The organism is Dehalobacter sp. (genome assembly GCF_030063005.1).
Taxonomy (GTDB): Bacteria; Bacillota; Desulfitobacteriia; order Desulfitobacteriales; family Syntrophobotulaceae; genus Dehalobacter; species Dehalobacter restrictus.
Genome location: NZ_JAPDHR010000021.1, coordinates 44,940 through 68,102 on the forward strand (window position 1 = coordinate 44,940; position 23,163 = coordinate 68,102).

The following is a 23,163-nucleotide window of genomic DNA, read 5'->3' on the forward strand; positions in this document are numbered from 1 at the left end:
CCAATAACAAATTTCCGTAATCAGAACTGTTGTTTAACGCAGTTTATTATTTAACCTCAGCATCGTTGTCTTCATCGATTACTTCAGTCTCTTCAACCTCTTCTTCAGGTTCAGGCTTATTCTTCTTATTACTCTTGACAGGTGTATCTTTGCCGCCTTCAGCACTTTTGATCGCGGACTTCAGTATTTCAATTTCAACGTTATTGGCGATCTTGATGACAAGCGTATCTTCTTTTATTTTGGTAATGGTGCCCAATATCCCGCCAATCGTTGTGACTTTAGCCTTCATTTTAATGGACTCCATCAGTTTCTGCCGCTCTTGTTTCTGCTTTCTGCTCGGCAAAACAAACATAAAGATAATCATAACTACAAATAGTACAAAATACATCATCGTTGTCGTGGTTTGATCCATAAGTAAAGAATCCCCCTTAATTGTAAATTACCTAAATATGCATACTTCATTTCATTATATCATCTTTATTCCGCAAATTCAGCATGTATTCAGATTATTTTCTATTTAAATTTTTCTATTTTAACTTAATTTCTAAGCTAGTTTTCAGAACTTTATTATCTGTACATACATTTCATATGATTGTCTTATTTTTTATAACCATAGTCCGCAAAGAATTGTTTCCGGTATTCCGGAAGCTGGTCTTCGGCAATCGCCTGGCGGACCTCTTTCATTAAATGGGTTAGAAAGTGCAAGTTATGGATCGTCATCAGCCGGTGTCCGAAAATCTCATCCGCTTTGATCAGGTGCCGGATATACGCCCGGGAATAATTCTGACAGGTATAACAGCTGCAGGTAGGATCAATCGGCGTAAAATCATCGGCATATGTGGCATTACGGACCACAACCTTGCCAAACCTCGTCATTGCTGTCCCATTTCGGGCAATACGCGTCGGCAGCACACAATCAAACATATCAATGCCGCGCATGACACCCTCGATTAAATCATCAGGTGAACCCACACCCATCAGATATCTTGGTTTAGCTTCGGGCAGCAGCGGAACGGTATAATCCAGCACTTCGTACATCATTTCTTTAGGTTCGCCGACGCTCAAGCCTCCCAGCGCGTACCCTGGCAGATCGAGTTCGGTAATTTCCTGAGCGCTTTGTTTGCGGAGATCCTCATACATTCCGCCCTGAACAATGCCGAAAAGTGCCTGCTTTTCTGTAGTCGGCAGCGTATTTTTGCAGCGCTTCAACCAGCGGAAGGTCCGTTCAGCGGATTTTTTCGTGTACTCCCGGTTTGCCGGGTACGGCGTGCACTCATCAAAAGCCATCACAATATCCGAACCAAGAGCGATTTGAATTTCCGTCGCTTTTTCCGGACTTAAGAATTGTTTGGAGCCATCAAGATGGGATCGGAATTCCACTCCCTCTTCGGTGATTTTCCGTAAATCCCCGAGACTGAAAACCTGAAACCCCCCGCTGTCGGTCAAAATCGCGCCATCCCAGTTCATAAATTTGTGCAGGCCGCCTGCGCGTTTAATCAGTTCATGACCCGGACGCAAAAACAGATGATAGGTATTGCTTAAGATCATGTTGGCTCCGAGCGCCTTCAGTTCTTCCGGGCTGACAGATTTTACGGTAGCCTGAGTTCCCACCGGCATAAACACAGGCGTCTCTATCATGCCATGAGGCGTATGAAGTCTTCCCAGACGGGCCTTGGTACGGGTGTCTTTCTTTAGTATTTCCAGTTTAACGGCCGCCAAAACATTTCTTCCTCTCTTTTTGTGAAATTAACCCGGAAACATGGTCTTCCCCATGTGTCAACCGGAACTAGAATACGTGCATTTTTCCCATGTTAAACTAAAAACATGGCGTCCCCAAAACTGAAGAAACGATATTTCTCACGGACTGCGGTCTGATACGCTTCCAAAATCATTTCCCGGCCTGCAAATGCACTAACCAGCATCAGCAGTGTCGAGCGCGGAAAGTGGAAATTCGTGATTAAGGCATCGACAATTTTGAATTGATATCCGGGGTAGATAAAAATATCCGTCCATCCTTCAGTTTCGGACAGCACATTCCCGGAAGCATCCTGACAAAGTCCCGCTGCGGATTCCAACGTCCGGACTACGGTTGTCCCAACCGCAATCACCCTGCGGCCTTCTTTTTTGGCCAGAGAGATTTTGGCGGCAGTCTCAGAATCTATGCTGAAATACTCCGTGTGCATTTGGTGTTCGGTGATTTCTTCCGTCTTCACCGGCCGAAACGTTCCCAGCCCGACATGCAGCAGGACTTCAAGAACCTCGACTCCGTTGTCCCTAATCCTCTGCAGCAGCTCTTCCGTAAAATGCAGGCCTGCAGTAGGTGCCGCGGCCGAACCGTTTTCTTTGGCATAAACAGTCTGATACCGCTCTTTATCGTTTAATTTTGCTGTGATATATGGAGGCAGAGGCATCTCGCCGAGACTGTCCAGGACTTCCTCAAACAAGCCGGAATACGTAAAATGAATGATCCTGTTTCCGTCGTCAAGAATTCCGATCAGTTCTCCGCGCAAAAGTCCTCCCCCGAAAACAACGGTTTGACCCTGTTTTAACCTTTTGCCGGGCTTAACCAGGACTTCCCAGCGGTCCCTGTCTATTCTCTTCAGCAGGAGCACCTCAATTTTTGCTCCGGTACCTTCTTTTTGCCCAATTAATCTGGCCGGAATCACCCTGGTCTTGTTCAGGACAAGTACGTCTCCCGCATTGAAGAATTGTACAATATCCTGGAATAAGTAATGAAATATTTCACCTTTGGCTTTATCCACCAGCATCAGCCTTGATGAATCCCGCGGTTCTGCCGGCGTTTGGGCAATCAGCCTTTCCGGCAAGTCGTAATCAAAATCCTCCAACCTCATTCTCTGCTACTCCATTTTCACCAAATCAATATTTTTGTAGTAATAGTTTAGGATATCCTGATAAGAATAACCTTGCATTGCCATATCATAGGCACCCCATTGGGACATCCCTACGCCGTGTCCCCAGCCCCTGCCGTTGAAAACAAATACACCGTATATCCCAGGTTTTTCTGCTATACCGTCATTGGAGCTTTTGATCCTGGAGAGCAGCGGACCAGTGCCTTCTTCCGCAGAGGTCCCTGCCAAAGAATTCCCAGTCAAAGAAATCTCCGGAGTCTCCGGGGTATTTTTCTGAAGTACAGGCATGATATATTCTACCTGAAATAGTCTTCCAAGGAAAGAATCATTTGAAAGAGGTCCTTCAGGATAAAACTTGCGAACGAAATCTCCGCCGGATACCAATTTTTCGTTGCCTAACCAGTCTTGAAGCACGACACGGTATACGCGGCCCGATACATATTTCGCCAGCTTCACCTGTCTTACCGGGGCGAGATCAAAAGCTTCTCCAAGAACATCCGCGGCAATTACAAACCTCCAGTGATCGGTATAGCCTCCAATGCCGTTGGAAAACGGATCTGGAGTGGACGTATAATGAGCGTCCTGATTCTGCCAGACATTCTGGGGGGCCTCCATATAACCACCGTTATGTGAAGAGTAGAAAATTGAAATGGGTCTGCCGGTATCCTGATCAGTCAGGACCTCTCCCGTCGTTGCTGTCACCGCCTGGCTGGCTTCCCCTTCCACTGATCTGCCGAGGTAAGCCTGATGGATATCGGGTGAATCCGTGATAACACCACCGTTTATATTTTTCAGCAAATATGTCCTTGCGGCGACCGCCTGCGCTTTCAGGGCTTCGAAACCTTTTGCGGCCCAGGCATTGCTCATCTCTATCGGAACGACGCCTTTCAAGTAGTCTTCCTGCTCAAGTGAATTATACAGCTTCCAGCAACCGTTTTCTTTCACAATGGAAAGATTTCCGCGGTAGCTGATCCAATCCTTTTCGGGTTCTCTGACCCGGAAAACGCCCTGATCTTGAGAAGTAAACTTAACTTTATTTTTCTCCAGAATCACGAACTGGTCGCCGACAGCCAGGAAATCTGCCATACTGCTCTGTCCGATCTGGCAGCGATCCCCGGCTGTTAAACTGACGCTAACATCATTATAGTCGAGGGTATAACTGCCCTTTCTGACTTCAATTTCCAACCAGCCGGTTTCAGGAAACTGCCAGACAAGCTTCACAGTTACCTCCCTTGCAAGCGCTGCATTCGGTGTCAGGGTAATCAAAAAAAGCATTACAGTAAATAATAGGCAAAAAGCTTTAGACAAAAAAGCGCTCTGTTTAACACCGCAGCCATGGAAAAACATTCGAATCGACTCCTTCACTATCCGGCTGTTAAACAGATTGCCCAACTATCGTTCAGTATATTCAATAATTTTCCTATAGAAAGCTTGGCTTACGCCAAGCTTTTGACGCTGGCGAAAGCCTAAATTTTGCCCTTAAATGAATCAAGAAAGCTATTTACTTTCTGATTCACAAAAAAGTCCCGTCTGTACATTCGCTGGAAGATCCAATCCAAAATAGCTGTAGACCTGGTTCGTTACCATTCTTCCTCTTGGTGTCCGCTGCAGGAAACCTCTCTGCAGCAAAAATGGTTCCACAACATCTTCCAGGGTCTCGGCCTCTTCACCTACAGTAGCAGCCAGCGTTTCCAGACCGACCGGTCCTCCGTCAAAATTCCGGATAATGGCCAGCAGAATTTTCTGATCCAGACTGTCCAGGCCCATCGGATCAACTTCGAGCTTATCCATTGCTTTGGCTGCCGTCTGAGAATCAACAATCCTGCTTCCCCAGAACTGCGCATAGTCCCTTACCCTTTTAAGTAACCTGTTGGCGACCCGCGGTGTCCCTCTGGAACGCTTGGCAATCTCCTCCGCTCCGTCCGATGACAAATCCACTTTCAGAATCCGGGAAGCCCTGACGACGATCTGCAGCAGTTCCTCCGTCGTATAAAATTCCAGCCGACTGATAACCCCGAACCTGTCCCTCAAAGGAGACGTCAGCTGCCCGGCTCTGGTCGTCGCACCGATCAGCGTAAACGGAGATAGGGACAGCCTGATAGAACGGGCGCTTGGCCCTTTACCGATCACGATATCCAGACAGTTATCTTCCATCGCGGAATACAGGACTTCTTCCGCTGTCCTGCTTAGACGGTGGATCTCATCTATAAACAGCACATCGCGCGGTTCGAGTGATGTCAAAAGTGCCGCCAAATCTCCCGGCCTTTCAATCGCCGGTCCGGAAGTCGTCCGGATATTGACCCCCATCTCGGCCGCAATGATATTGGCCAGCGTGGTCTTGCCGAGTCCGGGCGGACCATAGAGAAGGACATGGTCGAGAGCCTCTCCCCTGTTTTGGGCCGCCTGGATAAAGACACTTAAGTTTTCTTTGATACTTGCCTGTCCGATATATTCCATCAGCCTGCCCGGTCTTAAGGCTTCGAATTCCCGGTCTTCAGGACGCTCCAGGGAAGTGATGACTCTTTCCAAATTTTCTCCTCCTTCAAATCAATGTTTTTTTAAATTGCTCGGGTAAAGTCTCCGTAATGGAAGACCGCTTTCGGCTATTGCGCCATCCATGACGAGTCGCTCCTTGCCATCCATGGCATCGCGACATTAGGCCATCCGTGGCCGTCAAAAAGCCGCGCTGCGCATCCATGCTCCGCTTGACGCCGGTCTTCCATTACGGAGACTTAGTCTGGAGCTAGTAAAAGCTTAATTTCAAAGTTTATGCTTCTGAATCGTTGTAGTAGTCAAATGTTATTTTACAACAGGAATGAGCTTCATTCTGACTTTCCAACATGCCAACCTGCTTGGAAACCTAAGATTAGTCTGGGGGCCACAGTTCCGCTGTGAGCGGAGCACGATGCGGAGCGCGGCCTTTTGACGGCCACGGATGGCCTAATGCCGCGGTGCCATGGACGGCAAGGAGCGGCGTGCCACGGATGGCACAACGGCCGAAAAGCGGTATTGTGGCCCACAGACTTGCCCTGATTATGGTTTTAGATATAGAGATAAGCAACAATTTGTGTAAGTAATTTGGGAATCATGTACGAGTATATCAAAGGGTATCACATATGTTCTGATGGTCCTGCCAATAAGCGAAGTGCTTCTTTGAGCTGATCCTCCATGGAAGACAGTCCTCTCTTTTCCGCCCTAGTCAGGGCGTCACGCGCTTCATAGCGGGAAAAGCCCAAAGCCAGCAGTGTCTCCAGGGTATCGTTGGCCGGAATAAAGGAGCCTAGATCTTCCGTTCCGGCTTTAATATCAACATCCTTGATCTTTTCTTTCAGTTCCAGAATGATTCTCTTCGCAGTTTTGCCGCCGATTCCGGGGACTTCGGTCAATTGAGAAACATCCTCACAGACGATCGCCGTCTTGATCTTACTGACAGAAAAAGCCGACAAAATACTCAGTGCTGCCTTTGGACCAATCCCGGTTACGCTGAGCAGCTGCAGAAACAGCTCTTTTTCATCCCGGGTCAAAAAGCCGTACAAAGACAAATCATCTTCCCGCATGATTAAATGGGTATGCAGGACAGTCTCTTCCCCCTGCCTGATCTTTACCATTGAACTTACCGGAACATGGAGTAAATAGCCTACGCCGCCGACATCTAGTACCAGGCGGTCCGCTTCGGCCGTCCACACAGTCCCCCGCAGCATTCCGATCATTTAAACATTCCTCCATTTATCCGACGTCCCATACTGTGCGCATGACATATGGCGATGGCCAGTGCATCAGCCGTGTCATCAGGCTTAGGCGTTTCCTGCAGCGACAGGATTGCCTTGACCATATACTGTATCTGCTTTTTATCTGCTTTACCGTATCCGACCACAGCCTGCTTGACCTGCAAGGGTGTATATTCGGATACTTCAATATTTCGGCGGGCAGCGCTTAGCAGAATGACTCCCCTGGCCTGTCCAACCGTAATTGCCGTCGTAGTGTTGCGGTTAAAAAACAATTCTTCGACAGCCATCACATCAGGTGAATATTCTCCCAAGAAATCCTCCAGAGATTCATAAAGCATTCTGAGCCTATCCGGCATCGGCAAGTCAGACGGAGTCCGCCAGCAGGAATAAGTGACCGGGGAAAGCTTTTGGCCATTTTTTTCGATTAATCCATACCCCATAATGGCGGTTCCCGGGTCAATGCCAAGAATTAACATCTTCTTGCTCCTTCTGTGATCCGCATTCCATTATTCCAGTATCTTGTCAAGCTTATCGTACCTATCGTCCTATACCTGTACCATGTTCAATTTTAAATTCGTTCTATCGAGGCGGAAGATACGGTTTAGAGATCAGCATCTTCCAGTGATTCGGCAAGATCAAAGTTTGTATAGACCTTCTGAACATCATCATGGCTTTCCAACGAATCAATCAACTTAATGATCTTTTTCGCTTGTTCAATATCGGCAATCTCGACGCGGTTGACCGGAATCAGATTGATGGCCACATTTTCAATCGGTATCTTACTATCCAGCAGCACCTGTCTGACTTCCTGCATGCTGTCCGGCTCGGTGAAGATTTCGTAGCTCTCATCTTCAGACGCGACATCCTCTGCACCTGCTTCAAGCGCCAGAAGCATGATTTCATCTTCATCCATCTTTAAATCTTCTTTCGGTACATCAAGCTGTCCTTTTTCTGTGAACATCCAGCTGACACTGCCGGTTTCTCCAAGGTTGCCGCCGTTTTTTGAGAAAAGATGACGCATCTCTGATGCTGTCCGGTTCCTGTTGTCCGTCATCAGCTCCACCATGATCGCTACTCCGCCGGGACCATAGCCTTCGTAACGCAGTTCTTCATAATTAGCGCCTTCCCCTGCTCCGGCACCTTTTTGGATCGCGCGCTGAATATTGTCATTCGGCAGGTTGGCTGCCTTGGCATTATCAATCGCAATTTTTAACCTAAAGTTCCCGTTCGGGTCTGCACCACCCGCACGTGCGGCCACCATGATCTCTCTGGCTAATTTTGTGAAAATCCGGCCTTTAATGGCATCGGTTTTAGCTTTTTTATGTTTTATATTCGCCCATTTGGAATGACCTGACACTCCGAATTCCTCCCTGATACATTATAGCCTATATATTTTACCATGTAGCGGGAACTCAGGCAAAAAAAATCAATGATTAATCTCAAGTCTTTCGTTATAAATCTTCCATGCGGCAAAATTTCTGAATTTGAAGAATTTGAAAGCGCTTTCAAATTCTTCGGTCATCGAATTAAACTCTTTACTGGTACCGCGGAACCATGCTGTTTTAATTAGGGAATCTTCAGCATAGCAAGCTCTCATCTGATCAAAATGATACGTGTCCCTGCAATAACGCTGTTTTTAAAGAATATCTGGAAATCAGTAGTTGAGACCGATACTTGCCCATACAATTTTTTACACCATTCTCCCGATCGTCATACCTGTTTTAATGCGTTCTTTTATTAGTTGCTCCCAGAGTTGCAGATTTTCAACTATGGATTCCACCTTAACCCCCTATAATTACTTGATTTAAATGTATCAGCGGATTTTTAGAATCCATCTTGAAACTGCAGAAAAAATAGCGTATATCGCAAAGGCTTATACGCTAAATACTTCCTGTTTTTACAGACTATGAAAAAAATATTAAGAGTTTAAAAAGTCGAGGAAGAGCATGAATATGTTCCAGCTATACCATAGTCTGGATTAGTATATATGGTTGTCACTTTTGCCGTATAGTTCCCGGCTGGGCCTTGCAACCAAGAATAGCTATACATTGATTTAAAGATCACGGCATTACTTGGAAATAAATAGGAGTAAAGCCATCCAGGGTAAAAATTACCCGTTGTTAAAGTCGATACAGTACTACCACTTGAGTTAATTAATTGTAGATTCTGCATAGAAGCTTGTCCAGTGAAAATTTCAGGATTATAATTATTTATCATGTAGGCAATATATTGATGTCCATCTACATATTGAATATTAGATTGAGTATACTGGTTTCCATCGTAACTTGTTTCTATTTTAAAACTCTTTAGTCCATAGTCAGCATTCCATCCAGTATATATTTTATAACCATCTGCACTTATCATAGTTGCAAACACATTATCTACTAAGAGTAAATTTAATACTAACGTCATAAAAATTAAAAATAAACGTTTTTTCATTTTTACACCACCTTAAAAATATAATTTCGACTTATCAACAACAAGATTATAATCTTGTTGTTGAACTTTTATAGTAGTAATACTCTTTAGTTCTTTTTTAAGGTTATCCCAATATTCTTTGTATTTTTTTATAATCTCAGAATTGGCTTGATTGTCATTACCTAAGGCTGGTAAGTCCCCATTATTTACTGCTAATTCAATTGCTTTATCATAAGCATTTTTGAAAGTCACTATACGAAAAGCGTTGTAATATTCATAAACATCCCAGTATTGATCAATCGTCATATTTGCTGCTGAACAAAAAGAATCAATCATTTGTTTATTTTCAACATCTTGTTCATATATTGCTTTCTCCGATTGTATAAAGTTATTTACTTTCTCTTCTGATGGAAAAACACCATTTTTAATTGCGTAGTTAATGATTAGCTTTTCTTCAACAAGCGTATTGAAAACTGATTTATCATCTGCGTTTTCTGTTCCACTAGCAATCCTTAATCCTTTCCTAAACTCAATTTCTCCTTTTGTTATTTTAAGCGAATCAATTGTTGCAATTATCTCTTCGGGGTCAAAGATAACTTTTTTTGATGGATTTGATGAATCTATTGATACTACGGATTTTGAAATTAACTCTGGGTTATTCTTGACATACTCACCGGCTAGTTGACTTAGCTTTTGTGCGCTTTTTGTTTCATCAGCATAAGATTGTTGGTTGTATAAACCAAACGAACCTACGATACCAGCTAATAAAACACCAATGATTATTAATTTTTTGTTCACTTATAGAATACCTCCTTTTTTAATAATCAAAGCATATCAAACTTAATTTTAAAAATATCGAAAATTTTGTAATATCTTATTTTATTTTCTTATTATTTCAAATTAATAATTTTGAATTTCAATAAATTACAATATTCACTTTTTTTATTCCATGTTAGTCTAAATTATACAACTTCTATGTTGACTGGCCTTTGTTGGAATTGGTTTTTTAATTCACGCTAATTGATGTATAACATATTAGATATGAGAAGCTTGAAACCTGTCAAGGTTTGAAATTGTCTTTGGTGAGAAATCATGGTATGCAAAGATTTCTATTAAAAGAGCTAGAAAAGGTTAAGATTGAGTGTGGATTGCACTGTGTCGCTCATAATATGAGAAAGATGGCGGTAGTCTTGTGATAAAGGATCTACCTGTATGAATTTTTTATTGAACGAATGAGGGAGCGCAACCGAAACATTAAAGTTTTCGTTACGCTCCCTTTCCTCTTATCTGTCTCGCTTATTCAGTTTAAGCTCATTGTCGGTCTGTTCTTTAAAATCCATTGTTCGGCTGCGTAATGAAGGGGCAGTGTACGTATATTCTCCCAATCTAAATCCTCGACTCTCCGTTCGCGCAAATCGATTTCTTTAAAATATTGGCCGCAATCTAAACAGACAACAACCTCCACTCCAGGAAACTCGGCAGAATTGAGATACGTTTGTTGAGAAGAATTTTCACTGCCGCAGTGTATGCAGCCCGATATTTTTATTGGCCTCTCGTTTCCGCAGACAAGACAATGTAGAAAGCGTTTTCCATTCAACGCATCCAATGTTGTCATAAGATTATCTTCACCACAAACCGGACATGGGCACATTGGCTGATCATCCACACTTGCAGAGATAGGCAGTTGCTGATATACCGCTTGAGCTACCCCAGCTATTGCTAAGCTCAGACGGCTGAAAAGAGGTTCGTTTCCTTGAATACGACCTGCGCTGAACTCATCTTGGAGAACGGCAAGTTTGGAGTGGTCTATCTTTTCTTCCGCAACAATGTTCAACCTGTCCCATAAATCAATGATGGCGTTTTCCGGCAAATCATTGATGGTGAATAATGGATACTGCCCGGATCTCGACGGTAATTTCAAATCCTTCAGGTTGTTTTCTTTTTGCCAGGCAGTGATCTCTGCTCTCATTTTTAAATAATTCTCTTTGACAGCAGACAAACTTGTTGCTTGTCCTCCATCGGTCTTTTCAGTACCCAAGTACATCCCTCCCAAAGGTTAAGACAGTGTCCAAATGATTTCACCGTACCGGTTCCGGCTTTCGACTATTTCTCTTGCTCCTTGACCTCTTCATACCAGGCGGCGTGATGCGCCTGCGCAAATTTTTCCGGAACGTATCCCTTTACCATACCCTCCAGAGCAACCCTTGATACTGGGTGGAGCAAAGCCAAATAGAGATGTCCCATCAATGCTGTAACCATCATAAACATCGCCAGATCGTGAACGGGATAAGCTATCCGGACCAACTGATCAGGAAAAACCTGAGGGAACCACATGATAAATCCGCTCAAGATGATGAATGCGGAACCCAGGATCGTAATCAGAGAGTTAATCTTTTCTCCGCCGCTGAACTTACCTTGGGCCGGATAGTTGGCGTGTCCTCCAAAAAACTCCTTAGGAAAAGCCATGATATGTTGGATATCCGCTTTCGTAAACCGGAAAGCAGAACGTAGCCATTCCCAGTGATATTTCGGGTCTTTGACAAAAAACATAGCCACAATGACCACCACAAAGATCACGGCAAAAACCCTGTGGAGGATCCGGGAAACATCGACGCCACCAAATATCATTAAGGTCGGCCGGAAAAATTCGGACAATATTCCCCACCCTGTAAGGAGGAGAACAAAAAAGCTTACGACATGAACCCAATGGCTCAATCTTTCCCCTTTGGTAAACCGTAGAATTTTGCCGGGAACTCGAGGTGAATTTGGTTTTTGAACAGCCATTACATTTTCTCCTCCTTCTTCATTTGATGGTGGTCTTCAAAAGGTTCTTTTTGATAATTCCCCTTGACCGCATTAATCACTACTCCAGCTACAACTGCCGCAGCAGCGCCTCCCATCACAATTTTGCCAATCGGCCGGATAATATCTTTCCATAGATAAAGCGATAAATCGGTCGATGGATTTTCAGGCAGTCCATAGGCAGCAGGTGCATCGAGCAAAATATAGCGGTAGGTTGTACCTGCCTGCCCATTCTGACCATAAAGATTAGCGTTGGGGAACTTCTTTTTAACTTCAGCCAACCGGGCCTGGGCTGTAGCCATCATTGCATCATAATCACCGTAGGACAGGGCCCCTGGTTGGCAAATTGCTACACAAGACGGCGAAAGATTGTTTTCTACTCTCGCAACACAGCCGGTGCATTTGTTCGCCTTTTTGGTGCTTTCGTCAACCTTCGGCACGTGAAATGGACAATACTGCGCACAGTACCCGCATCCAATACATTTATCTTGATCAATGACCACAAACCCGGAATCTGTTTTAGATATGGCACTTGAAGAACACGCTTTCAGGCAGGAGGGATCCTCGCAGTGGAAACACTGCGCCTTGCGCATCAGCCAGTGCATGTTATTATTTTCATACTTTTCCTCAAATGTTACATACGTATAGGTGTTTGGTGTAAAACCGGCCATACTCTGATAACTTTTGACGAGAGAGGTTTTTTCAGTCGGAAGATCATTCCATTCCTTGCAGGCTGCTGAACAGGCTTTGCAGCCGGTACATTTGGATCCGTCCACCAAAATCATTTTTTTTGCCATCTCTAAGCCCTCCTTATATTGACCAGACAACATTTATATTCGGGTGTTCCTGCTGTCGGGTCAATTACGCCGATGGTTACTTCATTGATGCTTGATCCAGGATTTAAAGATGCAAAACCCCAACTCCAAGGTACACCGATCGTTTCGGTCGGCTGTCCATGTACCTCATACGACTGAATGCGGTCTGTGACAAGACAACGAATCTCAACCTTGCCGCGTGCCGAGGATATTTCAACGCGATCTCCATCTTGTACGCCAATTTTTGCTGCAAGGTTTTTGCTGATTTCTGCAAAAGGTTCCGGCATCAGTTCGTTCAGCATCGGAATGTTGCGGGTGATACCGCCGGCACAGAAGTGTTCGCTTACGCCATACGTCGTCAGCACATAGGGATAATCTTTACGGTTACCAACCTTCTGAACATCGGGCAATGTTTTGGGCATTGCCACAATCGGATTGCTTGATACATTCGGATGGAAGATATTTTCCGCAGGGCTTTCCACCGGCTCGTAAAACTCTGGTAGCGGACCATCGTTGCAGATCCCTCCTACATTCACGCCGCCAACCGGTTTGCCGTCTGCTGAAGGCGTTGTTGGTATCCCGCTTGTATATTTGCCTGCAAACAAACGCCCTACTCCTTCCGGATTCATACGGAAAGCCAGCTTTCCTTCCGGAGTGTCAGGCCCTTTGGTCTTGTCGACTACGTCAGCACCGTCATTGCCGGCCCAAACATTTTTGGCCGCATCCCACCAAATTAATTTGCGTTTGGGATCCACAGGCTGTCCCTGGGCATCACAGGATGCACGATTGTATAAAATACGGATATTTCCCGGCCAAGCAAAGCTCCATTCGCGGAACAATCCAAGCCCAGAGGGATCTGCATCTCCCCGGCGTGCAGCCAAATTGCCTTTCCCGGTAACACCGGCATAAATCCAGCATCCGGTAGATACTGACCCGACCGGTGCTTTGAGATAATCGGCTAATGTCGGCAATAATTCTCCGCTTGTTTCATCATAGCCGTTTAATTCCTGCAAAACCTTAAGCGCTTTCGGCTCATGGCCGTAATCCCAGCGCGCATCGAGAATCGGTCTGTCTTTGGGATCAGTACTGCCTTCATATAAGCTTTTCACCCGCTTATACAACAGATCGAGCATATCCAAATCCGGTTTGCATTCGCCAAGGGGCTTGAGTGCTGCATCCTTCCACTGAACCCAGCGGCCTGAGTTCGTCAGCGTCCCGTCTTTTTCATAGACAAAGGCAGCCGGTAAAAAGATTACTTCCGTCATAATTTTAGATGGATCAACACCGGGCTCCCGCCAGAACTGGGCAGTCTCAATTTCAAATAGATCAGAGACAACCAACATCTCTAGTTTGGGCAAAGCCTGGCGGACCACTTCGAGGTTTGGTACGGATACCAATGAATTGGAGCCAATATTCAACATCATCTGGAATTGGCCTTTATTCACCGCATCCCAAATTCGAACCAAACTTGAATTAACATTGGAATCATACTTTGGCAGATAATTGAAACAATAGTCGTTTTCCTTGGTCGCTTTATCTCCGAACCAGGCCTTCAATAACGATACGAGATGTTTTTCCCGGTTGGAGCCGTTTCGTACCAAATAATCTTTGAGTGTCTTGTCGGAATGGGAGGGGGCCGGAAGATAACCTGGCAGATTATTATAGAGATTGGCCATATCCGTGGAACCCTGGACATTCGGCTCGCCGCGCAAAGCGTTGATACCGCCTCCCGCTTTGCCGATATTGCCCGTCAACAGCTGGATAATGCCGTAACACCGGATACCTTGCACGCCCGTTGTGTGATGGGTCATCCCCAATGCATAAAGGATGGACGCGGGTTTGGCACTGCAGAAAGCATCAGCAATTTCCTTAATTTTTGATGCAGGTATCCCTGTAATATTCTCAGCAGTTTTCATATCATAACGGGAATAATGCTCTTTCAATTTGCTGAAGACGCTGTCAGGATCAGTAAGGACCAGAGCTTTAACCGGTTTGTTAGATTCGTCTAGCTGATAACCCCAACTATCGGTTTTGTATTTTTTCTTTTCGGGGTCAAATCCGGAAAATAGTCCATCCTTGAATTGAAAATCCTTGCTTATTTTGTACAGAGCATTTGTGTAGTTAAGGACATAATCGTGATCATAGAGCTCATTTTCCAATATATAATTGATGATAGCCCCCAGATAGGCAATATCTGTACCCGGGCGAATCTGAGCAAATATATCTGCCTGCGAGGCTGTCCGTGTAAAACGGGGATCAACCACAATCACTTTTGCTCCGCGCTCCTTGGCCTTATTGATCCACCTCATAGCAATGGGATGGTTTTCGGCACAATTTGAGCCTGCAATTAAGAATAGTTCAGCATTCATCAGATCCGGCCAGGAATTGGTCATGGCACCACGGCCAAATGAAGGTGACAAACTTGCCACCGTGGGCGCGTGTCATATCCGGGCCTGATGTTCGTTATAGGGCGTCCCTAAAAGCATTGATAGTTTTTTAACTAAGTAGGATTCTTCATTATCGATTTCAGCCGATCCTAGAACAGCAATCCCCTCAGCCCTGTTGACAGCGAGTTTCTCGGTCTTCCCTGTAGCTGCGTTAATGACATCGGCATCAGCCTTCCAGGTTTTCTCCCTGACATCTTTGACTTTTTTGGCTACTTTGTCGATAGCCTCGTCCCAGGATATTTCCTGCCATTCATTTGCCCCCGGAGCACGATACATCGGTTTCGTAATCCGAGCCTCAGAATAGGCAACTTCTCTCAAGCTGGCTGCCTTAGAACAAAGTGCCCCGTTATTGGTCGGATGATCGGGATCCCCGGCTAAATACACCAGCTTTTCATCTTTGATATAGAGAAGCAAGCCGCACCCTCCGGAACAAAAATGGCAAATGCTCGGAATTTTTTTTGTACCTTCAATCTTAAGTGCATATCCCTGAGCCTGAGCGAGGTCGGGATCAAAACCAAGGCCAAGCGCCAGCGAAGCCAAGGAAGCTCCTGATAGTTTCAGGAAATTACGTCTTGATAAATCCATTTTTCTCCTCCTTTACTTTTTTTAACACAACAATTTTTACTTTTTGCAAGTTTTTAAATTTTCTGAATATTCTAACCTGCAATGTCATTAATATTAAACTGACATAGGAAATTAATCAAGTATTGTTAATTACTTAACAGAATTGGGCTTTTTTTGCGAATACTTGTCAAACGTCTTAACATTTTTGGTTCCTCTGTGGCCGTCACCGCTTTTTAGTCTCCTTGGTTCGCAAAAAAAAACGCCTCAAATTTCTATTTGAAGCGTTTTCTTGCGACTAATATCGACTAAGATGTAAAATAAGGGTCAATTGCTGACTGGTTCCTTCTTAAGTGCCTCATTTGCAATCAGCACCTGACCGAAGGCAAGACCGCCGTCCCCAGACGGGAGTTTCTGCGGGTAAAGGATCTCTACCCCGATCTCTCCCGCCAAGAACAGTAGAATCTCGGTCAACAGCTTATTTTGAAAAACACCCCCTGCAATCGGCAGTTTTTTGTTTTCAAGACCAATAAACAACGCCGTTTCTAGCATCTGACACGCTAAAGAATAGTGAAATCTAAGCGCAGCTTCCCCAGGGTCTTTCTGAAGCAGCACATCGTTGGAGATCTCTTTTAAGAGGCTCCCCACTTTTACGTGAAGAACACCGGGCTGCGGTTCACCTGAAATCTCCAGACAGGCTGGATATAAAGCCGGATATAAGTCCGGACAGAAACTTCCATCTGTCCTGCCGGCCATTTCGTTATATTGCTCAATAAGACGCAAGCGTCCCTCTGCATTTGTCTGACCGGTTTTCTCGTATTGGTCCAAGAGAGCGGCCAACGCCTTGACCCTCATTGAAGCTTGCAGCGTTATTTCTAGGAATTCGTTCCGGTTTTTTTGTGTACCCGTATTTCCGTCTTCCAGCCATTTCTCGGCCACACTCTCCAGTTCAATCGCTGCCTGTCCCTCGTATGTCACTTCTGTACAAATTCCGAGCATACCGCTGACCGCGTCAAAGAGGCGTCCTGCGCTGGAAGTTTCAAACAGCTGGAATCCGCTTCGAAGCTGGCCATCCAGGATATTCTTTTCCTGAGAAGATAATTTTGTCCAAAGCGGTTCCGTCTGCTGCCATTCTTCTTGCGTCATAAGTTTCTTCAGGTAAGCATAGGCAATCCTGAGCGGATATTTGGCTCCGGCATCGCCGCCGGGCAAGGGCAAGTATTCAAGGTGTGCTTTGCGCTCATAGCCTTCCTGATTTCCGAAAAGATACTCAAAGCCCCAGATCCTGCCGTCCTCGCCATAACCTGTCCCGTCGCAAATCAGGCCGAGCATCGGATCATCCATCCCATGTTCAGCCATCACGCTGACGAGATGGGCATGATGGTGCTGAACGCGAAATTTCGGGCAATCCATCGACCGGGCAATCCGGGTCGTCGAATATTCCGGATGCATATCATAAGCAGCTTTTCGCGGAACGATGCTCGTTACTTTCTGAAAGGAGTATAACTCCTGTTCAAATCGTTCCAAATTTTCATATCCATGCATATCTCCAATATACTGGCTCATGAAAGCCATCTTTCCGGAAGCAAGGCAGAAAGCATTTTTCATTTCTCCGCCCAGACCGACAATCGTTGTTTTGATCTCCTGTTTTAAAAATAGCGGCAGCGGCACATAGCCCCTGGCCCTACGGATAAAGATCATTCGATCCCCGATCATCTGCATGACTGAGTCATCACACGGATGATAAATATCTCTGTTGTTTAGAAGAAAATAATCTGCAATTCCGCTTAGTCCTGCCAACGCTTCCTGATTGTCATAGATTAAAGGCTGTCCACTCAGGTTTGCGCTGGTCATCACGAGATAATCATAGGTCCCCTGAAAGAGCAGATGATGAACCGGTGTATACGGCAGCATGATGCCAAGTGATTGAAGGCCGGGTGCCGTTTGCGGAGAAATCCGGCTATTCCTATTCTTCTTTCGCGGCAGCAGGACAATTGGTGCAGAGGGACCGGCAAGCGTCGATCTTTCGAGCTCCGTTATGGTCACCTCTTTGAGGGCGGTTTCAATATTCCTGGCCATGACAGCAAATGGTTTTGCTCCGCGCTCTTTGACCCGGCGCAATCTGCTGACCGCCTCATCATTGCAGGCATCACAGACAAGATGAAAGCCGCCAAGACCTTTGACGGCCAGAATCGCGCCTTCCTGCAGCAAGTTAATGCCGATCCCGTTGCCGCTAATTTCATTGCCTGTACAATCCAGTAGTTTAAGTGCTGGCCCGCAGACCGCACAAGCAGTCGGCTGAGCATGAAACCGCCTGTCCAGCGGATCCTGATATTCCTGATGGCATTCCGGGCACATCTGAAAACCCGCCATGGTCGTTTTCTCGCGGTCATAAGGCCGATCCTTAATAATTGTGTAGCGCGGACCGCAATTGGTACAATTAATAAACGGATAGAGGTAGCGCCGGTCCTTACTGTGAAACATCTCCTGCAGGCAGTCCCTGCATACTGCAACATCCGGGGAGATCAAAACATCCTTGTCTTCGGACTCCCTGCTTTCTGTGATCGTGAACTCCCGGTAATGCTGAACCGGGATCTCTGTTATCTCCAGCGAAACGATCACAGCCAAAGCCGGCTGGTCTGCTCTGATTCTGCGAATAAAGTCTTCCACCCGTTCCCCTTCAGCCTGAATCTCGACTCCGCCGCTGAAATTGTTTACCCAGCCTTTAATGTCCAGCTCCCGGGCAAGTTTAAAAATAAACGGCCTGAAGCCGACACCCTGAACAATGCCGTTGATCAGAATTTTTACAGCTCTTATCACGTTTTACCACTCTTCTGTTTGAAATATCATCCTTATTTTTACATTGGGTCTTTTCTCTAAGGTTATTTGGGAAGATATCCGGTATCAACCAGATGATTGATCAGCTCGTCGGGATCAACATCGGACTTGATAAAACCATTCGCTTTGAGAAATTCAGCAGATTCTTTAAGTTTTTCAATGTCCTGACTGTCAATCGGCATTGTAAAATCAAATTTCGGATATAAAGCAGTTACTGCTTTAAGCTCCATTCCATTGGCGTCAGTCGTCATTCGCAAAGCCTCATCCTGATTTTCCTGGATCCAGTCCAATATTTGCTGATGAATTTCCAGAAAACGCTTTGTTGTTTCAGGGTACTTCTGAATAAACTCTGTTCGCGCGGCGATTACAGCCTGACCCAGGATAAGGCCTTCAGCATTCCGGATCAGGGTGATTTTTTGGGAAGCAATCCCTTTGGTCAGCAGCGGATCGGGGATGACCGCAGCATCCACTTGTTTTTGCAGCAACGCGTTTAGCGCGTCAGCTGAGGCCATGCTGATTATTTCTACGTCATTGGCAGACATGCCTGCCTCGGCAAGCGCTTTGATCAGCATTTCATGCAGCATCGTTCCCTTCTGCAGGGCGACCTTTTTTCCCTTCAGATCCGCTACGGATGCAATTTCGCCACCTTTAGCTGCAACCAGGCCGATCCCCTTCGGAAACTTGGAATAGCTTGAAAGAATCTTAATATCGTTGCCGTTCGCATTCGAAATGATGGCCGAAACATAATTCAGTGATGTGGCAAAATCAATTGATTTGCCAGCAAGGGCTTCCGTTGTTGCCGGACCTTCCAATTCGTACCACTTCACCTGAATTTCATCCTTCGCAAATTCGTCTTCAAACATCTTTTTCTCCAGTGCTACAATTGCCGGGGCGTTCAAAGGCTTCGTCGAATACGATATATTAATAATTTTTGGTTTTTCCTGCTGTTTGGCCGTATTCGGCTGACAGCCTGTCACCGAAATCAGCAGCAATAATGATAATAATACAGTAATACAAATTTTAAGATACTTCTTCATGATAATCCTCCTACTAATACTTATCGAAAACATTTGATTCACTTAGCGAATGGCCTCTAGTATAGTTTTCCTCATGTTGATAAATTCTAACCTATCAGGATTTCTTGGATAAGCAAAAGGTACTTCCAGTACCTCTTTGATCGTACCGGGAGACGGCGACATAATCATGATTTTTTGACTGACAGTCAGTGCTTCTTCGATATCATGGGTGACAAGGATAACCGTTTTTCCGGTTTTCTGCCAAAGATCAATGATTTCTTCCTGCATTCTGGCCCTGGTCTGGGCATCAAGGGCCGAAAACGGCTCATCCATCAAGAATACTTTCGGTTTAAAAGTAAGCGCTCGCGCCAAAGACACCCTTTGGGCCATTCCGCCGGACAGTTCGTAAGGATACGCTTTGCTGAACTGTGTTAACCCTACTAACTGAAGCGAGCTGGCGACAATTTTCTCAACTTCGTCTTGTTTCTCTACTCCTTGGATACCCAGCGCGGTATTTTTTTCAACGGTCAGCCACGGAAAGAGCCGCGGTTCCTGAAATACGACGGCACGCCCATAACCGGGCCCGTCAATGTTTTCTCCATCAATCAGCACTTCTCCGCTGCTCGGGGGTTCCAAGCCTGCAATAATCCGGAGTAACGTAGTTTTGCCGCACCCGCTGGCTCCGACAATACTGACAAATTCTGATTGGTTGCACCGGAAATTGACCTCTTTCAGGGCTTCAATACTTCCCCAGTCGCTGTGGAAAACCTTACCGACATCACGGACTTCGACTAAAACCTTATTCATTTGCGCTCACCTGCCTGATACATCTTTTTCCACGGCATCAGTTTATTTTCAATCTTTCTGAGGAAAAAGTCGATCAGCATCCCGGCAGCTCCGATGGTAAACATCGCGACAAATATCTTATCGGACTGAGCTAATTGCCTGCCTTCAATAATCAGATAGCCTATCCCTGAGGATGCACCCAGCAGTTCAGCTCCGACCAATGCCCGCCAGCAATTACTTAACCCCAGCCTCAGACCCACAAAAATCGACATAGCCGCCGAAGGAATATACACCTTTTTGACCATTTCCCACGGAGTAAGCATATAGGCATGGCCAACTTCAATCAGCTTCGGATCTACACTGGTGACGCCCTGCACCGTATTCAGGAAAACCGGAAAAAATGAGGCATACACAATCACTGCAACTTTTGAGGCTTCATCAATCCCGAGCAGAAGCATAAAAATCGGGATCCAAGCGATTGGCGGGATCTGCTGCAAAAAATGCAGCGTAGGATTCACCCAATGCCTGAACCCTCTGACTTTGCCTACCAGAATACCCATCGGAACTGCAAAAACAACCGTCAAAAAGAACCCGTACACCAATCTCCGCAAACTTGCCAGCAGATGTTCTTCCCAAATCCCGGTTGCAAGCATATGCAGAAATGTTTTTAAAATCTCACTTGGCGGAGGCAAGATGTAGGTATTAACCAGACTGCTGCGTGCCGCTAATTCCCAAACTACAATCACAGCTGATGGGAAAACCGCCCCTCTGAGTATATTCAGAAGCTTTGTCCGGTTATGTGGATTTCCATGCCGGTCAAACCTTTTTTCCGTTTTTTCCTGATTGATTTGCATCAAGTGGTGTACCTACCCTTAGCTCGAATTAAAGCTGCACTGTTTCCTTGGGAATTAATACTACAACATTCGGAAAGAAAAAGAAAGAGCCTAAGCATTCTACGCATTAGGCTCTTTCTTGACGAGGTGTTTTCTAGGGAAGTTGCATCCCTCGCACGAAATAATTTTGTGCAAGAATGCAATAATTTGAAGAAATCAGCAAAAATATTGAGAAATCTGGTTGTGATAGCAAGATTACGACTTGCAGAGATATTCGTTAAACTTGCCGCGCTGCGTATAATACGTGTGCAGCAGTTCATGCGACTTATGGCCATTGGGTTCTTTCAGGAACTCGGCATACAGTTTCATGACATCCTCATTCTCATGAGATTTCCTGAGCTGTTTGCCTTCATCTTCCTTATAAATAGCCTGGAGACGTTTCTGACGAATCTCCGGTGTGGTCGGTCTGGGCTGTCCACCGCCGCTGATGCAGCCGCCGGGGCATCCCATCACTTCGATAAAGTGATAGGGGGATTCACCTTTGGCAATTTGGTCCAGAAGGATCTTCGCTCCTGCCAGACCACTGGTTACAGCAACTTTTACCGTAACTCCATCGAGGAACTTATAAGCCTCAACAGGATTCTCGATGATCACATCCGCTGTCTTAATCTGTTCCAGGCCAACGATCGGAGTAACATGGAGCTTATCAAACGGCAGTTCCCGTCCCGTAACCACTTCGTAAACCGTACGCAGGGCAGCTTCCATAACACCGCCGGTAACACCGAAGATATCGGCAGCACCGGAGGAAAGACCCAGCGGATTGTCAAATTTGCTGTCTTCGAGGTTTACAAAATCAATGCCGGCTTCCTTAATCATCTTGGCAAGTTCTCTGGTCGTCAGTACGGCATCGACATTCGGTACGCCATTGTTCTGCATTTCCGGTCTGGAAATTTCGAACTTCTTGGCCGTACAGGGCATGATCGATACAACATACATGTCCTTCGGATCCACTTCGATCTTGTCGGCATAATAGGACTTCGCCAGCGCCCCAAGCATGGTATGCGGGGATTTACAGGTCGAGAGATGGTCAAGTTCTTCCGGATAGGCATGCTCAACATATTTGATCCAGCCCGGGCTGCAGCTTGTAATCATCGGCAGGGCAGCCTGGCCGCCGGTCAGCACATTTTTCACCCTGGTCAAGAATTCAGTGCCTTCTTCCATAATGGTCAGGTCAGCCGTAAAGTTGGTGTCGAACACATCGTCGAAGCCAAGTTCTCTCAAAGCAGAAGCGAGTTTACCGGTAACGAGTGTCCCAGGTTCCAGCCCGAACTCTTCACCGATTGCAGCCCTAATCGCAGGGGCAACCTGAACAACAACGCGTTTATTGGGATCATTGATCGCCTGCCAGACATCCTGGATCGCATCGGTTTCCTTCAGCGCGCCTACCGGGCAGACCACCGTACACTGTCCGCAGTAAGCACAGTTTACGGAATTGATCGGCAGATCCATAGCCGGACCGACAACCGTCTTAAATCCGCGGTTTTGTGCATTCAGAATACCAACCTGCTGAATTTCGTTGCAGACAGTGATACATCTGCGACAAAGAATGCATTTGGACATATCCCGGGTAATGGAAGGGGATTTGTCGATGCAGCCGGCTGAACGTTTTCCTTCAAAACGGGCTTCACTGACGCCGAGCATATTACCCATTTCCTGCAGCTCGCAGCTTTGATTGCGTTCGCAGTTTAGGCAGTCTTTCGGATGGTCGGACAGAATCAGTTCATAAAGGACTTTTCGGGCCTTCCGGACTTTTTCGGTGTTGGTTTTAACAACCATTCCTTCTCTGACCGTAACCATGCAGGAAGGCTGAAGGCTCTTGGCCCCTTCGACTTCAACAACGCACAGTCTGCAGGAACCAAACTTATGAACGCCTTCCAAATAGCACAAGTTAGGAATATGAATATTGTTCTGTTTCGCGGCTTCCAGGATAGTCGCGCCCTCCAAAGCGGAAACACTTTTGTTATTAATTCTTAAATTTACCATGCCTTT

Annotated in this window: 20 protein-coding genes; 1 reads left to right on the plus strand and 19 read right to left on the minus strand. The window is 45.8% G+C overall.

The window, feature by feature from the left end; genetic code table 11:
- Window positions 1-46 precede the first annotated feature (46 nt).
- The 10 genes from yajC to OKX56_RS07525 form a co-directional block, all read right to left on the minus strand.
- Window positions 47-412 (minus strand): preprotein translocase subunit YajC, encoded by a 366-nt coding sequence (gene yajC, locus OKX56_RS07480; RefSeq protein ID WP_019225943.1) that lies wholly within the window; start codon window positions 410-412, stop codon window positions 47-49.
- Window positions 413-597: 185 nt separating this feature from the next.
- The gene (gene tgt, locus OKX56_RS07485) at window positions 598-1,719 is read right to left on the minus strand and encodes a tRNA guanosine(34) transglycosylase Tgt (RefSeq protein ID WP_019225942.1); all 1,122 of its coding nucleotides are present in this window, start codon (window positions 1,717-1,719) and stop codon (window positions 598-600) included.
- A gap of 92 nt (window positions 1,720-1,811) precedes the next feature.
- Entirely contained in the window at window positions 1,812-2,852 is a 1,041-nt protein-coding gene (queA, locus tag OKX56_RS07490; protein ID WP_019225941.1) for a tRNA preQ1(34) S-adenosylmethionine ribosyltransferase-isomerase QueA, read from the minus strand.
- 6 nt (window positions 2,853-2,858) lie between these two features.
- Window positions 2,859-4,217: a SpoIID/LytB domain-containing protein gene (locus OKX56_RS07495; protein WP_019225940.1), complete on the minus strand. Its 1,359-nt coding sequence runs from the start codon at window positions 4,215-4,217 to the stop codon at window positions 2,859-2,861.
- Window positions 4,218-4,367: 150 nt separating this feature from the next.
- On the minus strand, window positions 4,368-5,399 hold the full coding sequence (ruvB, locus tag OKX56_RS07500; protein ID WP_019225939.1) for a Holliday junction branch migration DNA helicase RuvB: 1,032 nt from the start codon (window positions 5,397-5,399) through the stop codon (window positions 4,368-4,370).
- Window positions 5,400-5,980: 581 nt separating this feature from the next.
- On the minus strand, window positions 5,981-6,580 hold the full coding sequence (ruvA, locus tag OKX56_RS07505; RefSeq protein WP_019225938.1) for a Holliday junction branch migration protein RuvA: 600 nt from the start codon (window positions 6,578-6,580) through the stop codon (window positions 5,981-5,983).
- Entirely contained in the window at window positions 6,577-7,074 is a 498-nt protein-coding gene (gene ruvC, locus OKX56_RS07510; protein ID WP_019225937.1) for a crossover junction endodeoxyribonuclease RuvC, read from the minus strand. The genes ruvA and ruvC overlap by 4 nt, the downstream gene beginning before the upstream one ends.
- A gap of 125 nt (window positions 7,075-7,199) precedes the next feature.
- A complete protein-coding gene (locus OKX56_RS07515) occupies window positions 7,200-7,955 on the minus strand; it encodes a YebC/PmpR family DNA-binding transcriptional regulator (protein ID WP_019225936.1) in 756 nt (251 codons plus the stop codon).
- A gap of 569 nt (window positions 7,956-8,524) precedes the next feature.
- Entirely contained in the window at window positions 8,525-9,037 is a 513-nt protein-coding gene (locus tag OKX56_RS07520) for a hypothetical protein (protein WP_287896078.1), read from the minus strand.
- 12 nt (window positions 9,038-9,049) lie between these two features.
- A complete protein-coding gene (locus OKX56_RS07525; protein ID WP_287896079.1) occupies window positions 9,050-9,814 on the minus strand; it encodes a SurA N-terminal domain-containing protein in 765 nt (254 codons plus the stop codon).
- Window positions 9,815-10,113: 299 nt separating this feature from the next.
- Here OKX56_RS07525 and OKX56_RS07530 point away from each other — a divergent pair, with 299 nt between their 5' ends.
- Window positions 10,114-10,212 (plus strand): hypothetical protein, encoded by a 99-nt coding sequence (locus tag OKX56_RS07530; RefSeq protein ID WP_287896081.1) that lies wholly within the window; start codon window positions 10,114-10,116, stop codon window positions 10,210-10,212.
- 104 nt (window positions 10,213-10,316) lie between these two features.
- Here the strand turns inward: OKX56_RS07530 and OKX56_RS07535 are convergent, their stop codons facing one another.
- From OKX56_RS07535 to OKX56_RS07575, 9 genes are all read right to left on the minus strand, one after another.
- Window positions 10,317-11,060 carry a formate dehydrogenase accessory protein FdhE domain-containing protein gene (locus OKX56_RS07535; RefSeq protein WP_051008276.1) on the minus strand — a complete coding sequence of 248 codons (744 nt, stop codon included), beginning with the start codon at window positions 11,058-11,060 and terminating at the stop codon, window positions 10,317-10,319.
- A gap of 59 nt (window positions 11,061-11,119) precedes the next feature.
- The gene (locus OKX56_RS07540) at window positions 11,120-11,800 is read right to left on the minus strand and encodes a formate dehydrogenase subunit gamma (protein WP_019225934.1); all 681 of its coding nucleotides are present in this window, start codon (window positions 11,798-11,800) and stop codon (window positions 11,120-11,122) included.
- Complete coding sequence (locus tag OKX56_RS07545; protein ID WP_019225933.1) at window positions 11,800-12,615, minus strand: 4Fe-4S dicluster domain-containing protein; 816 nt, start codon at window positions 12,613-12,615, stop codon at window positions 11,800-11,802. The genes OKX56_RS07540 and OKX56_RS07545 overlap by 1 nt, the downstream gene beginning before the upstream one ends.
- Window positions 12,616-12,617: 2 nt before the next feature.
- On the minus strand, window positions 12,618-15,665 hold the full coding sequence (gene fdnG, locus OKX56_RS07550; protein ID WP_287896082.1) for a formate dehydrogenase-N subunit alpha: 3,048 nt from the start codon (window positions 15,663-15,665) through the stop codon (window positions 12,618-12,620).
- Between the two features lie 303 nt (window positions 15,666-15,968).
- A complete protein-coding gene (hypF, locus tag OKX56_RS07555) occupies window positions 15,969-18,461 on the minus strand; it encodes a carbamoyltransferase HypF (RefSeq protein ID WP_019225932.1) in 2,493 nt (830 codons plus the stop codon).
- 62 nt (window positions 18,462-18,523) lie between these two features.
- Entirely contained in the window at window positions 18,524-19,516 is a 993-nt protein-coding gene (locus OKX56_RS07560) for an ABC transporter substrate-binding protein (protein ID WP_019225931.1), read from the minus strand.
- A gap of 42 nt (window positions 19,517-19,558) precedes the next feature.
- Window positions 19,559-20,302: an ABC transporter ATP-binding protein gene (locus tag OKX56_RS07565; protein ID WP_019225930.1), complete on the minus strand. Its 744-nt coding sequence runs from the start codon at window positions 20,300-20,302 to the stop codon at window positions 19,559-19,561.
- Complete coding sequence (locus OKX56_RS07570) at window positions 20,299-21,135, minus strand: ABC transporter permease (RefSeq protein ID WP_019225929.1); 837 nt, start codon at window positions 21,133-21,135, stop codon at window positions 20,299-20,301. Before OKX56_RS07570 ends, OKX56_RS07565 begins: the two co-directional genes overlap by 4 nt.
- A 234-nt stretch (window positions 21,136-21,369) precedes the next feature.
- Entirely contained in the window at window positions 21,370-23,157 is a 1,788-nt protein-coding gene (locus tag OKX56_RS07575; protein WP_019225928.1) for an NADH-dependent [FeFe] hydrogenase, group A6, read from the minus strand.
- Window positions 23,158-23,163 lie beyond the last annotated feature (6 nt).

Bases quoted from the DNA above. Each gene is read 5' to 3' on its own strand.
- yajC (WP_019225943.1), bottom strand. From the start codon at position 412: ATGGATCAAACCACGACAACGATGATGTATTTTGTACTATTTGTAGTT.
- queA (WP_019225941.1), bottom strand. From the start codon at position 2,852: ATGAGGTTGGAGGATTTTGATTACGACTTGCCGGAAAGGCTGATTGCC.
- OKX56_RS07495 (WP_019225940.1), bottom strand. From the start codon at position 4,217: ATGTTTTTCCATGGCTGCGGTGTTAAACAGAGCGCTTTTTTGTCTAAA.
- ruvA (WP_019225938.1), bottom strand. From the start codon at position 6,580: ATGATCGGAATGCTGCGGGGGACTGTGTGGACGGCCGAAGCGGACCGC.
- ruvC (WP_019225937.1), bottom strand. From the start codon at position 7,074: ATGTTAATTCTTGGCATTGACCCGGGAACCGCCATTATGGGGTATGGA.
- OKX56_RS07520 (WP_287896078.1), bottom strand. From the start codon at position 9,037: ATGAAAAAACGTTTATTTTTAATTTTTATGACGTTAGTATTAAATTTA.
- OKX56_RS07530 (WP_287896081.1), top strand. From the start codon at position 10,114: ATGCAAAGATTTCTATTAAAAGAGCTAGAAAAGGTTAAGATTGAGTGT.
- OKX56_RS07535 (WP_051008276.1), bottom strand. From the start codon at position 11,060: ATGTACTTGGGTACTGAAAAGACCGATGGAGGACAAGCAACAAGTTTG.
- OKX56_RS07540 (WP_019225934.1), bottom strand. From the start codon at position 11,800: ATGGCTGTTCAAAAACCAAATTCACCTCGAGTTCCCGGCAAAATTCTA.
- OKX56_RS07545 (WP_019225933.1), bottom strand. From the start codon at position 12,615: ATGGCAAAAAAAATGATTTTGGTGGACGGATCCAAATGTACCGGCTGC.
- OKX56_RS07560 (WP_019225931.1), bottom strand. From the start codon at position 19,516: ATGAAGAAGTATCTTAAAATTTGTATTACTGTATTATTATCATTATTG.
- OKX56_RS07565 (WP_019225930.1), bottom strand. From the start codon at position 20,302: ATGAATAAGGTTTTAGTCGAAGTCCGTGATGTCGGTAAGGTTTTCCAC.
- OKX56_RS07570 (WP_019225929.1), bottom strand. From the start codon at position 21,135: ATGCAAATCAATCAGGAAAAAACGGAAAAAAGGTTTGACCGGCATGGA.
- OKX56_RS07575 (WP_019225928.1), bottom strand. From the start codon at position 23,157: ATGGTAAATTTAAGAATTAATAACAAAAGTGTTTCCGCTTTGGAGGGC.